General features: G+C 44.0%; 12 protein-coding genes. 6 read left to right on the top strand and 6 right to left on the bottom strand.

What is annotated here, in order from left to right; genetic code table 11:
- Window positions 1–13: 13 nt before the first annotated feature.
- Window positions 14–937, top strand: coding sequence for a hypothetical protein (locus FLM53_RS18630; RefSeq protein WP_176679893.1), 924 nt, complete (start codon window positions 14–16; stop codon window positions 935–937).
- Between the two features lie 140 nt (window positions 938–1077).
- On the opposite strand, the gene FLM53_RS18625 is transcribed toward FLM53_RS18630, so the two are convergent.
- Complete coding sequence (locus FLM53_RS18625) at window positions 1078–1512, bottom strand: YccF domain-containing protein (protein ID WP_017629666.1); 435 nt, start codon at window positions 1510–1512, stop codon at window positions 1078–1080.
- A 247-nt stretch (window positions 1513–1759) separates the two neighbouring features.
- On the opposite strand from FLM53_RS18625, the gene FLM53_RS24065 reads away from it, so the two are divergent.
- On the top strand, window positions 1760–1885 hold the full coding sequence (locus FLM53_RS24065) for a hypothetical protein (protein ID WP_017060906.1): 126 nt from the start codon (window positions 1760–1762) through the stop codon (window positions 1883–1885).
- A gap of 138 nt (window positions 1886–2023) precedes the next feature.
- On the opposite strand, the gene FLM53_RS18620 is transcribed toward FLM53_RS24065, so the two are convergent.
- Complete coding sequence (locus FLM53_RS18620) at window positions 2024–3100, bottom strand: low specificity L-threonine aldolase (protein WP_176679894.1); 1077 nt, start codon at window positions 3098–3100, stop codon at window positions 2024–2026.
- Window positions 3101–3418: 318 nt separating this feature from the next.
- On the opposite strand from FLM53_RS18620, the gene FLM53_RS18615 reads away from it, so the two are divergent.
- The 3 genes from FLM53_RS18615 to FLM53_RS18605 all read left to right on the top strand — a co-directional run bounded on the left by FLM53_RS18615 (window position 3419) and on the right by FLM53_RS18605 (window position 7699).
- Complete coding sequence (locus FLM53_RS18615; RefSeq protein ID WP_176679895.1) at window positions 3419–4036, top strand: NAD(P)H-dependent oxidoreductase; 618 nt, start codon at window positions 3419–3421, stop codon at window positions 4034–4036.
- On the top strand, window positions 4036–5958 hold the full coding sequence (locus FLM53_RS18610) for a monovalent cation:proton antiporter-2 (CPA2) family protein (RefSeq protein ID WP_176679896.1): 1923 nt from the start codon (window positions 4036–4038) through the stop codon (window positions 5956–5958). The genes FLM53_RS18615 and FLM53_RS18610 overlap by 1 nt, the downstream gene beginning before the upstream one ends.
- Before the next feature lie 517 nt (window positions 5959–6475).
- Window positions 6476–7699 (top strand): DUF819 domain-containing protein, encoded by a 1224-nt coding sequence (locus FLM53_RS18605; RefSeq protein ID WP_176679897.1) that lies wholly within the window; start codon window positions 6476–6478, stop codon window positions 7697–7699.
- 77 nt (window positions 7700–7776) lie between these two features.
- On the opposite strand, the gene FLM53_RS18600 is transcribed toward FLM53_RS18605, so the two are convergent.
- Window positions 7777–8022 (bottom strand): hypothetical protein, encoded by a 246-nt coding sequence (locus tag FLM53_RS18600; RefSeq protein WP_176679898.1) that lies wholly within the window; start codon window positions 8020–8022, stop codon window positions 7777–7779.
- Window positions 8023–8309: 287 nt separating this feature from the next.
- Here FLM53_RS18600 and FLM53_RS18595 point away from each other — a divergent pair, with 287 nt between their 5' ends.
- Entirely contained in the window at window positions 8310–8465 is a 156-nt protein-coding gene (locus FLM53_RS18595; protein WP_176679899.1) for a hypothetical protein, read from the top strand.
- A 55-nt stretch (window positions 8466–8520) separates the two neighbouring features.
- On the opposite strand, the gene FLM53_RS18590 is transcribed toward FLM53_RS18595, so the two are convergent.
- The 3 genes from FLM53_RS18590 to FLM53_RS18580 form a co-directional block, all read right to left on the bottom strand.
- Window positions 8521–9381 carry a hypothetical protein gene (locus FLM53_RS18590; RefSeq protein WP_176679900.1) on the bottom strand — a complete coding sequence of 287 codons (861 nt, stop codon included), beginning with the start codon at window positions 9379–9381 and terminating at the stop codon, window positions 8521–8523.
- A gap of 175 nt (window positions 9382–9556) precedes the next feature.
- Window positions 9557–10588: an L-threonine 3-dehydrogenase gene (tdh, locus tag FLM53_RS18585; RefSeq protein WP_176679901.1), complete on the bottom strand. Its 1032-nt coding sequence runs from the start codon at window positions 10586–10588 to the stop codon at window positions 9557–9559.
- 110 nt (window positions 10589–10698) lie between these two features.
- Window positions 10699–11892, bottom strand: coding sequence for a glycine C-acetyltransferase (locus FLM53_RS18580; RefSeq protein WP_176679902.1), 1194 nt, complete (start codon window positions 11890–11892; stop codon window positions 10699–10701).
- Between the last annotated feature and the right edge of the window lie 140 nt (window positions 11893–12032).

The following is a 12032-nucleotide window of genomic DNA, read 5'->3' as shown; positions in this document are numbered from 1 at the left end:
CAAACAGGTTCCATTGAGTCGTTGGATAGTTAGCACCTCATTATTAGCTTCACTCGTTTCTAACTCTGCTCTCGCGGAGGAAAAAGATGAGTGCCACAGCCAACCGTTAGAAGACGCCCCTGTCGAGAAAGCCTACCACTACCTCAATAGTAAGTTTTGCCAACCAGCGTTGTGGTTTGACAGCTTCTTTGTGGATGACCGTATTACCGAAGATGCTCGTGCAGGTACATCTGTTCGTTGGTACAACGACTTTATCTATTCAGAAGGTGGCGAAGTTGATTACTCGACTAAACTCAATGCGCGCTTGCACCTGCCCTTTGTGAGTAAACGACTGAAGTTAATCTATGAATCGGTTGGTGATGAAGAGTTTTTGGATTTCTTTCCGCAAGACTCTGAAGAACTAGAGAGCGCACTCGGCCTGCGTTACGACGCTTATGCCAAGGGTTACAGTAGCTTCAATATCAAGGCGACACTGCGTCCGCGCATCGAAGCTCGCTATCGCTTTACCTACCCGCTAACAACGGATGCGGTATTCAGGCTGACTCAGCGTGTATATCAAGAGAAGAAAGAGACTGGAGAGATCACCGATATCGATTTTGATCTTTCCCTTAGTGACGATTTCTTAGCACGATGGTCAAATTTTGCAGGTTATAACGATGACCTCAAAGGGTGGGAATATGGAACAGGGTTGACCTTGTATCATTACCTTTCTCAAGACCAAGCTCTGCAATACAGTGCGACTATCTCGGCAACCAGCGAACCGTATAACCACTACGAATACTCTCAGGTATCTGTAACCTACCGAGAAAACGTATGGAAGGAGTGGCTGTTTTACGAAGTCATCCCGCGTTATCAGTGGGAAAGAGAGCCTTACGAAAAGCACACGGAAGAAGCCAATATCACTCTTAGAATTGAGGTCTTGTTCAATAACGTTTAGCTCGCAACGCTTAGCTCGCTAATGCTGGGCTTACATCGTCTAACCAATCAAAAAGCCTTAATGAATATAAACCTAGCGCCAATAAAAAAAGCACATCGAATGATGTGCTTTTCAGTATCTATAAGGCTCAGATTGAAATCTTAACCTTTGTAATTTCTTACTCGTGCCGCTTCTGCTTCACGCTTATCAACAACCGTTTTGCCGATTGGCGCCAATGAAATAAGTGCTAACTTAAGGTGCTGAATCGCAAATGGAATACCGATGATGGTAATGAAACACGCTACAGCTGACATGATGTGACCAATTGCAAGCCAGATACCTGCAAATAAGAACCAAATCACGTTACCAATCACGCCGAGCGGGCTAGTGCCGATGTCCATTTCGTTAGTCAATTCATCTCGAGAAATTGCTTCTTGGCCAAATGGGAAGAATGAGAAATTACCCATGACAAAACACGCTCGTCCCCATGGAATGCCTACGATGGTAAGGAACGCGAGCAGCCCGAAGAACCACCAAGCCAGTCCCATAAATACGCCACCGAACAGAAACCAAATGATGTTTCCTATTGTTTTCATTCTGTATTCTCCAAATCTTTGAATGCTGTTTTTTCATATGCCGAGTAAGGCAATACTTGTTCTGATAGGTTCATTATTATTGAGCCTTTATGAACCGCTTATGAATCAACGAGATTTTATGTGTTTGATACACGCCACGAAACGCCAAATCCGCATAGGGCTCATCGAGTTTATTTGATACCATACTCTTAGATTATTTAGTACCACAAAGCTAAACAGACTCAATAACGAATTAAAGGCCGAATTTATGAACAACACTGAGCAACCTAAAAAGAAAATGAAAAACTGGGTGCCAATCGTCTTCTTCGGACTTCTCAGCACCGTGCCTGTATTCATGTTTTTAGTCGACGTGTACATCAACCAATATATGTAACACGCACCGTTGTTTCTATTTGAATGAATACAGGAAGCATGTCCTGTATTCACCTCGATTTACTCACTTCTGCTGCGATCAATTCAACGCTTCTGTAATCAAACCAGCTCTTCGTTAATTAAACCAACTCTTCGCTAATTAAATCAGCTCCTCGTTAATAAAATCTAGAATATCGATCAACTCATGATCAGGTAAGTTCAATAGGTTATCACCCACATACCACTCGATCTTACATTGATTCGGTAGCTCGCTGATTGCTGGGTTTCCGATCCAAACCTTGTGCTTCTTGGCGATATTGTCTCGCGCTATGATGCCCTCTTCATAACTCACCGGTAAATAAAGGTGAAGCATGTTCACTTGAGGTTGCTGCGGGTTCACTTTGAATTGAGGGTAGTCCAATAAGATTTGGTAAAGCTGCTTAGTGCGCTCATACAAAGCCGGCATTAGTTCGAGTCTTTGGTCAAACTGCATGGCCGCCGAAACTACATAAGGCGTTCTATGGTACACATTGCCGCCCTGTCGCTTCATCCATGCCGACGCTTTCGCTACGAACGCTTTGTCACCCAATAACAGTGAGCCACCAAGGCCGTTTAACCCTTTGTAAAGTGAAACATAAGCCGTATCGAAACCCTTCGCGATCTCGCTGTAAGACTTTTGGTAATACGCGCCGCATTCCCACAAACGAGCACCATCCATATGAAGATGAATAGACTGTTCTTTGCAGTATTGCTTTATTGCTTCAAGCTCTTCCCACTCTGGCAGTTGCCCACCAATCTCACGCATCGGTAGTTCATACAACGCCGCCGCGATCTCATCTGGCCAAGCCTTTAAATCATCAACGTTCCAAGTTCGAAATATATTACCAACCGGAAGTACATTGAAACGGTTCTGGAGCTGATACCCTTGGCGTTCATGACGCATGATATGACTCGACTCATGCATCGCAACGAGTGGGTTTCTTTTCTCTTGGCACGCAATCTCTAACGCTGTCGGTTGGTTCATTGTGCCAGTAATAACAAACACCGCCGCTTCATAGCCAAGCAGCTCAGCAATTTTGGCTTCAAAGCCTTCGATGAACTCACCATCGCCATAGCTGTCATGATGCACATTATTCGTTTCACACCATTCAGCCATCTGAGCAAATGTTTGTGCCGGAGTCGGTTCAAAGTGACCAGAAAGCAACAAATTACATTGTTGACGCAAGTCCGTGCTCATATATTTTCCTTTATTCATTGTAGTTCTATGTAGGGTGATTGAATTATTTACGTTAGACGTCAACGGTGACATAAAATGCACCGGTTCGCTGTTATTATTCGCGAATAATTAGTTTTACTTAGTCATAGTCTGAATGTGCCATAAATACACAAACTGACGTGTGTTTTATACCCAATTTCAGAGAGTAAGTACGACACTCCCAAAACATACATCTAAGTAGATAAGTATGGGCTAATTCATTGTTCTTCAATCATTCATCTATTATTGTATATCTATAATTCCAATAAGCATTATTCGTTAATGGACAAAGAGGGCTATATGTCGAAAAATCGAGTCTTGGTGCTATTCGCCCACCCTTCTCAGCATCGCTCTGAAGCGAACAAACCCTTATTTGAGCAAGCCAAGCGCATTGATGGGGTAACCTGTGTCGATCTCTATGCTGAGTATCCGACCTTCAAAATCAACATCGATCGTGAACAGAAACGCCTGTTGGACCATGACATCATCATTTTTCAGTTCCCACTATATTGGTACTCAACACCAGCAATTCTAAAAGAGTGGCAAGATCTGGTTCTTGAATATGGTTTCGCTTACGGCGCCGATGGCAATGAACTACAGGGTAAAAACTTGTTATGCAGCATTACTGCGGGTGGTAAAAAAGACGCCTATCAAAGTGATGGCTACAACCATTTCACTATTCGAGAACTGCTTCACCCAATTGAACAGACCGCCTCTTTATGTGGGATGACCTACCTCGCACCATTTGCTCTGTTTGGTTCACGTACCGCTTTGGAAGAAAACCGCATTCAAGAGCACGTCGATAGCTATAAAGTGCTATTAGAGGCACTGGTTGCTGGCGACATTAATATCAAAAAAGCCAGCAAGGCAGAAAAGCTAAACCACTACGTAGATGAACTAATGGCAGAGGTTAAATAATGACGGGATATTTTCTACAAGCATTTATCTACTTAGTTGCTGCTGTCATCGCAGTGCCTATTGCTAAGCGACTCGGGTTAGGCTCAGTGTTAGGCTACTTGATTGCAGGTGTTGTGATTGGCCCTATCATTGGCTTAGTCGGTGAAGAAACCACGACCATTCAGCACTTTGCCGAGTTTGGTGTGGTTATGATGCTGTTCTTAGTCGGCCTTGAACTTGAACCTAAGATGCTTTGGGCGATGAGAAACCGCCTGATGGGTCTTGGTGGTCTGCAAGTTGGCGGCACTACTGCGATTGTGATGGGCATTGCCCTCGCCTTTGGTCAACCTTGGACAATCGCTCTCACTATCGGTTTGATCTTCGCGCTTTCATCGACTGCAATTGTTCTGCAAACGTTCAATGAAAAAGGGCTATCTAAGACAGAAGGCGGCAAGAACGCTTTCTCGGTCTTGCTGTTCCAAGATATTGCCGTTATTCCAATGTTGGCGTTCATTCCTTTGCTTGCGCTTCCTGAACTGGTTGCCTTAGCAGAGAGTGCAGCAGAAACCGCAGCGCATCACGATGAACTGAGTTTGGTTGCAGGCCTTCCTAGCTGGGCATACGGTCTTGTTATTACCGCTTCTATTGCCATCGTGGTTGTTGGCGGGCACTTCCTAAGTCGCCCACTGTTCCGTTTTGTTGCAAGCTCTGGCCTTCGTGAGATTTTCACTGCCACGGCACTAATGCTTGTTATCGGTATTGCAGCGTTAATGAGCCTTGTAGGTCTGTCCCCAGCGCTCGGTACTTTCCTCGCAGGTGTAGTTCTAGCAAACAGTGAATTCAGACACGAACTTGAATCGAACATCGACCCATTCAAAGGGCTATTGCTTGGTCTGTTCTTTATTACGGTTGGTGCAGGCATCGACTTTGGTGTTCTATTCAACGACTTCGCACTCATCATTGGCTTAACTATTGGTGTCATGGCGCTTAAAGCACTAGTGCTATTTACATTAGCGCTGATCTTTAAAATCAAAAACAGTGACCGTTGGTTATTTACTTTGAGCTTGGCACAAGCTGGTGAATTCGGATTCGTGTTATTGAGCTTCTCGGCACAAAACCACGTGTTACCTGCCGACCTTGTTCAAACACTGTCGCTAGTGGTTGCTCTGTCGATGTTCTTAACTCCTGGCCTATTTATCCTATTTGATAAAGTGATTCTGCCTCGTTATGAGCAAAAATCTAACGACCGCGAAGAAGACACCATCGAAGAGAAAGGTACGGTAATCATCGCAGGTATTGGTCGATTCGGTCAGATCGTTAACCGCTTATTGGTGTCAAATGATGTCAAAACAGTCGTTCTAGACCATCAAGCTAACCAAGTAGACGTTCTGCGCTCTATTAACATCAAATCTTACTTTGGTGATGCGACTCGTCACGACCTATTGCATACCGCGGGTATTGAAGAAGCTGCCATGCTTGTTGTGGCTATCGACAACCAAGACTCGAGCGTCGAGTTAGTGAAATACGTTAAACACACTTACCCTAAAGTGAAAGTCCTAGCGCGTGCATTCGACCGTGGTCATAGCTACCGCTTAAGAGAAGCAGGTGCAGACTTTGTCGAATCAGAAACGTACCATTCGGCACTTGAAATGGGCGCGGAAGCCTTACGTTCTTTAGGTCACCACCCTTTCTTCGTCGAACAGCAAAAATCAACGTACCAACGTGTTGAAAGCCGTAAGTCTGAAAAGCTATACCAAGCTTGGTCTGAGGCTGAAGACAACCCACGTTACGATAATAACTACCGACAAATCTTCATTCACCTAGAAGAAGCAATGAAAGAAGATATGAAGAAAGACCGTTCAGACAAGCACTCTCGTTCGGAGCGTGGTTGGACACCACCACCGAAAGGCTATGCAGACGGTTTTGAGGAAGAAGAATCCTAATCCAACGATTATAACTAACCACTAAAAAGCGGCCCTTGAGCCGCTTTTTCTTTATTTATAGGCAAACAAAGTAAGTAATGAAGCCTAAACATTGGCTCTAAACCAGATGAACCACAGGATTTATGTGATCCAGTTATAATTTTTAATCTCAGTTCACCTTACAAAAATGGATTAATTTTTTACATTTTTGAAACATCCCCACCTTGCATAAACCACACCTTAAACATGGCTATATATGCACTCATTTTAGTCATGCAATTCTTGACTAAAATTATGTTCACCAATTTTAGGGGTTTGAACAGTATTGCATATATTAAAATCGAGCTTGCTAGCCCTAGCAGAAACATTCATATAACCAATAAATTACCCATCAAACTCACAAATTCAGGTCATTTGAATTAACATAAACATTTCAAAATATGTCTCTCGTTACAATTTGTAACGAATGGAAGTTGTCGGTATAGTCCTGCAATCAAAAAAGTGAGACCTTTGCGCTCACCTTAAAGGAGATATAATAATGATTACTAATGATGCTGTAATAATGGGCATGTTAGCTGTGATTCTTGGCGGTGTATTTATCACGGAAAGTAGCCAAAATAGCGCACTGAAAAAATTCTACTCGTTCGTTCCGGGTCTATTGCTCTGTTACTTTGTTCCTTCGCTACTGAACAGCTTCGGCATCATCGATGCGTCAAACTCTAAACTGTATTTCGTAGCAAGCCGTTACCTACTTCCAAGTGCACTAGTTCTTCTGATCATCTCGGCAGACCTTCGTAAAATCTTTGGTCTTGGCTCTAAAGCCGTCATCATGTTCTTAACGGGTACTGCCGGCATCATCATTGGTGGCCCATTAGCGATTCTGATTATCGATCAAGTTAACCCTGATCTTGTTTCGGGCGACGTATGGCGTGGCCTAACGACTGTTGCGGGCTCTTGGATCGGTGGCGGCGCTAACCAAGCGGCAATGAAAGAAGTGTTTGAGGTTGATGACCAACTGTTCTCGGCAATGATTACGGTAGACGTTATCTGTGCAAACATTTGGATGGCCGTGTTGCTTATCATGGCAGGCCGTCAGAAGAAGATTGATGCTTGGCTTAAAGCTGACACTTCATCAATCGAAGAGCTAAAAGAGACGGTATCTAAGTACCAAGAAGAGAACGCTCGCCCAACGACGACAACTGATCTAATGAAGATCACTGCGATTGCCTTTGGCTTAACAGGACTAGCTCACTTATTCAGTGACCTTATCGCACCTTGGATCTCTACCAACGCTCCAGAACTTGCGAAATACAGTCTGACATCTGGCTTCTTCTGGTTAATCGTTATGGTAACGACGTTCGCTCTAATCGCTTCATGCTTTAAATCGACACGCAGCCTTGAGCACAGTGGCGCGTCTAAAGTAGGTTCTGCGTTCATCTATATCCTAGTTGCGACTATCGGTATGCAAATGGACGTTACCGCTATCTTGGACAACCCAGGTTACTTCTTCATTGGTATCACATGGCTAACTATCCACGCTCTACTTATGATTGCGATGGCGAAACTAATCCGTGCTCCACTGTTCTTCATGGCAGTAGGTAGCCAAGCTAACGTAGGTGGCGCGGCATCGGCTCCTATCGTAGCGGCGGCATTCCACCCAGCATTGGCACCAGTAGGTATCTTAATGGCGGTATTGGGTTACGCACTCGGCACATACGGCGCTTACATCTGTGGCCTTATCATGCAGGCTGCGGCGGGTTAATTGTTCTAACTTAGTTCAAACCAACCATTAAGCATCAAAGTCCGATATTAGTACGCCGATATCGGACTTTTTTATGCCTACAGGTTAGTCATGATGTAGCGAAAACACGGAATCAAGATCATCTGTAGCCCCAAAAATGCCAACAGGTATTGGAGTGTTTCATTTCTAGATTTCTCAATCTTTTTGTTCACATACGATTGAGATACTGGGTCGATTTCGTTAATTGAACCTTTGAATGCTTTGACAAGTAACACCGCCCTCTTCTTTGGAACGCCTGCATTGCTCAGTGTGTTAGATAACTTTCCAACGTCTAATCGTACCATTTAATAAACCAACAATTAGATTAAGTGCTTGAAATCTATCATAGAGAATAGGTCGTATCTCGATTCAAAACGAATCGTTTGTTTTAAGTTTATTCTTAGTTTCAAACTGTTTTTGGTTTTGTTTTCATTAGCTTTTCTGTAGGGAGATTTAAGCTTGGTTCCATCCTATTGAAGATTAAACGAATCATCGTTCAGACTGACTAAACGCCTGTTAGAAAATCATTGATTTATACGAACACGTTTATCCAGTTATATTGGTTGTCGAAGTGATTAACAAGGTGATTACGATGAACGAACTCGATAGATACTACGAACAAATCAACCTAGAACTAACAGAGCAAGATGTTACTCGCCTTGGTTGGAACAAGCCTATGTTTAGCATGCGGGTTGCTACGCTCTCAGCTGTGTCTTTATTTGCTTTGTGGCTAACTTATTGGTTTTAATAAAAAGGCCAAACGACGAGCGTCCAGCCTCTCTTCGAACCCAGCTAAAACAAGATTAATCGAACAAAGATGCCAGTTTGTTCTCAACGACTGGGCTGATATTAAAGCTCAGCATGAAGTCCGGGCGTGTCTTTTCGTCTTTCTCGATATAGTAATTGGCTTCAATACCAAACTTCCAAGGACGACCGTTGAACACCGTTGTTTTACTTACGCTAATATTCAACGGAATTTCGGCCTGATCTTTATTCCAATCGTAGGAGAGTGTCGGTGCTGAACCTACCGTCCACCCACCTTCCAATAACTCCACCCAAAATAGCTGCGTAGACGTCTTGTTAACACGAGTATCAGAGTGATCCGCGCCATTGCCAGATACGCCATAAAGATGGCTTGGGAACACACCAACAACGCGTTCAGCGCTCACTTTGCCGTACATAAACTCAGGGCCGACAGCAAATTGGTCAGCCGTAAGCTCGTTGCTGCCCGTTGGTAAAGAAGCAAACAGACCAAAAGCAGCAATAGTCCCACCTTCCATTTTGGGTGCATAGGCTAGATCGAAAGATATGTCGCTCACTCCTGACTGATCCATATGTTGGAAACTTGTCGGCGTATTCAAATTGAAATCATTCTGAACATAAGAGATAGCAGGACGGAAGATGACTTTGTCGCCATTATCCATAGGGAAAGGGAGAGTTGGTTGTAACACTGTAGCGAAGCTGTCTCCTCCCCCGTCATATCCACCAGAGTATTGGAGCTTTAAGTTAAGGCTCGCGTAAGCCGTGTTCGGGTTTGCAAGTTCCTTTGCTGCCTGCTCTGCTGCTTGGTCGCTATTACCTTTCGAGATAGTGCTATTAGCGGTCGCAAAATTCGGCGTTAATAATATTCCAGTAATTATCAGTGCAAGTGGTTTACAAGCCATTGAAGCCCTCTTTAAAAATTAAACGCAGTATATAGCGCGTATTTTAAAGATTGCCGATATTCAAAATAGCCATTCAACGACATCAAGAATTAATCGATTCGCAGAAAACAAAAATGCCCCAAATTCCTTTGGGGCATTTTCATTGTAGAACTAGCTAAGGGTCTCCCCTATTTGCTTATTCCCAATCTAGGATTACTTTACCTGACATACCAGAGCGCATCATGTCGAAGCCTTTCTGGAAGTCGTCCACTTTGTAGTGGTGAGTAATGATTGGTGTTAGATCTAGGCCAGACTGGATTAGTGAAGCCATCTTGTACCAAGTTTCGAACATCTCACGACCGTAGATACCCTTGATAACCAAACCTTTGAAGATTACTTGGTTCCAGTCTACTGCCATGTCTGATGGTGGAATACCTAATAGAGAGATCTTACCGCCGTGGTTCATGTTAGTCAGCATGCTGTTGAACGCAGATGGGTTACCAGACATTTCTAGGCCTACATCGAAGCCTTCAGTCATGCCAAGATCAGACATTACGTCTTCAAGCTTCTCTTCCATCACGTTTACTGCGCGAGTTACGCCCATCTTCTTAGCAAGCTCTAGGCGGTATTCGTTAACGTCAGTAATTACAACGTGACGAGCACCAACGTGCTTAGCAACAGCAGCAGCCATGATACCGATTGGGCCTGCACCTGTGATTAGCACATCTTCGCCTACTAGGTCGAAAGAAAGCGCTGTGTGTACTGCGTTACCGAACGGGTCAAAGATTGATGCTAGGTCATCAGAGATTTCTGCAGGGATCTTAAATGCGTTGAACGCAGGGATCACAAGGAACTCAGAGAACGCACCAGTGCGGTTAACACCAACACCTGTTGTGTTACGACAAAGGTGAGTACGGCCGCCACGACAGTTACGACAGTGACCACATGTGATATGACCTTCGCCAGAAACACGGTCGCCGATTTCAAAACCACGAACTTCTTGGCCGATGCCAACAACTTCACCCACGTATTCGTGACCTACTACCATAGGTACTGGAATTGTGTTTTGTGACCACTCATCCCAGTTGTAGATATGTACGTCAGTACCACAAATTGCGGTTTTCTTAATACGGATAAGAAGATCATTATGACCCATTTCAGGTTTTTCAACCTCGGTCATCCAGATGCCTTCTTCAGGCTTAAGCTTAGAAAGTGCTTTAATTTTCATAATGTTACCTAGTTCATCTCGCCTAACTGTAAGGCGAGAATCAAAAATCTATATGTTCTATTGAGTGTTGCTCTATCTAATTAAAGGATGCTCGTGGCACCCCTTTAAAATTAGATGATACCCATGTCTTTACCAACTTGGATGAACGCATCGATTGCGCGGTCTAGTTGCTCACGAGAGTGTGCTGCAGACATTTGCGTACGGATACGAGCTTGGCCTTTTGGTACTACAGGGAATGAGAAACCTACAACGTAGATGCCTTTCTCTAGAGCGCGCTCTGCGAATTCAGCCGCTACTTTTGCATCACCAAGCATGATTGGGATGATAGCGTGGTCAGCACCACCCATAGTAAAACCAGCTTCTTCCATGCGAGTACGGAAGTGAGCAGAGTTTTCCCATAGTTGAGTACGTAGGTCGCCAGATTCCGCTAGAAGATCTAGAACACGGATAGACGCCGATACGATTGCAGGTGCAACAGAGTTAGAGAATAGGTATGGACGAGAACGCTGACGTAACCAGTCGATTACTTCTTTCTTACCAGAAGTGTAACCGCCTGAAGCGCCACCCATTGCTTTACCAAGCGTACCTGTAATGATGTCGATACGGTCAACAACATTGTGGAACTCGTGAGTACCTGCGCCGTTTTCACCCATGAAACCTACTGCATGAGAATCATCAACCATTACTAGTGCACCGTACTTATCAGCAAGGTCACAAATAGCAGGAAGATTAGCCACTACGCCGTCCATAGAGAACACACCGTCAGTTACGATAAGTGTGTGACGAGCGCCAGCTTCTTTAGCTGCGATAAGTTGTTGCTCTAGCTCTTCCATGTTGTTGTTCGCGTAGCGGAAGCGCATTGCTTTACACAGACGAACACCATCGATGATAGATGCGTGGTTTAGAGCATCAGAAATGATTGCGTCTTCTTTGCCTAGAATCGTTTCGAATAGGCCAGCGTTCGCATCAAAACAAGATGTGTATAGGATTGTGTCTTCTTTACCAAGGAACGTAGATAGCTTTTGCTCTAGTTCTTTGTGAGAGTCTTGAGTACCACAGATGAAACGCACTGAAGCCATACCAAAACCGTGTTGATCCATACCGCCTTTCGCAGCTTCGATCAATTCAGGGTGGTTAGCAAGGCCTAAGTAGTTGTTTGCACAGAAGTTTAGTACTTCTTCACCAGTCGAGATAGAAACCGCTGCTTTTTGAGCAGAAGTGATAATGCGCTCAGACTTGTAAAGACCTTCTTCTTTAACTTCTTCGATTTGAGTTTGAATCTGTTGGTAAAATGCAGAAGACATTGTTCATTCCTTCCTAATTATTATTCAGCAGCATCACGCGCCGCTTTATGTAGGGATATAAACGATCTCAAAACGATCATTTACACTGTAAAACTAATGCTTATATTCTAGTTGAACATCCGCATTCCGATTATCCCTTT

Source organism: Vibrio sp. Scap24, from assembly GCF_013394185.1.
Lineage (GTDB): Bacteria > Pseudomonadota > Gammaproteobacteria > Enterobacterales > Vibrionaceae > Vibrio > Vibrio pomeroyi.
The sequence above is the reverse complement of the archived record's forward strand: the minus strand, read 5'-3'. Positions and strand labels throughout refer to the sequence as shown.

Bases quoted from the DNA above. Each gene is read 5' to 3' on its own strand.
- FLM53_RS18625 (WP_017629666.1), bottom strand. From the start codon at position 1,512: ATGAAAACAATAGGAAACATCATTTGGTTTCTGTTCGGTGGCGTATTT.
- FLM53_RS24065 (WP_017060906.1), top strand. From the start codon at position 1,760: ATGAACAACACTGAGCAACCTAAAAAGAAAATGAAAAACTGGGTGCCA.
- FLM53_RS18620 (WP_176679894.1), bottom strand. From the start codon at position 3,100: ATGAGCACGGACTTGCGTCAACAATGTAATTTGTTGCTTTCTGGTCAC.
- FLM53_RS18615 (WP_176679895.1), top strand. From the start codon at position 3,419: ATGTCGAAAAATCGAGTCTTGGTGCTATTCGCCCACCCTTCTCAGCAT.
- FLM53_RS18610 (WP_176679896.1), top strand. From the start codon at position 4,036: ATGACGGGATATTTTCTACAAGCATTTATCTACTTAGTTGCTGCTGTC.
- FLM53_RS18605 (WP_176679897.1), top strand. From the start codon at position 6,476: ATGATTACTAATGATGCTGTAATAATGGGCATGTTAGCTGTGATTCTT.
- FLM53_RS18600 (WP_176679898.1), bottom strand. From the start codon at position 8,022: ATGGTACGATTAGACGTTGGAAAGTTATCTAACACACTGAGCAATGCA.
- FLM53_RS18595 (WP_176679899.1), top strand. From the start codon at position 8,310: ATGAACGAACTCGATAGATACTACGAACAAATCAACCTAGAACTAACA.
- FLM53_RS18590 (WP_176679900.1), bottom strand. From the start codon at position 9,381: ATGGCTTGTAAACCACTTGCACTGATAATTACTGGAATATTATTAACG.
- tdh (WP_176679901.1), bottom strand. From the start codon at position 10,588: ATGAAAATTAAAGCACTTTCTAAGCTTAAGCCTGAAGAAGGCATCTGG.
- FLM53_RS18580 (WP_176679902.1), bottom strand. From the start codon at position 11,892: ATGTCTTCTGCATTTTACCAACAGATTCAAACTCAAATCGAAGAAGTT.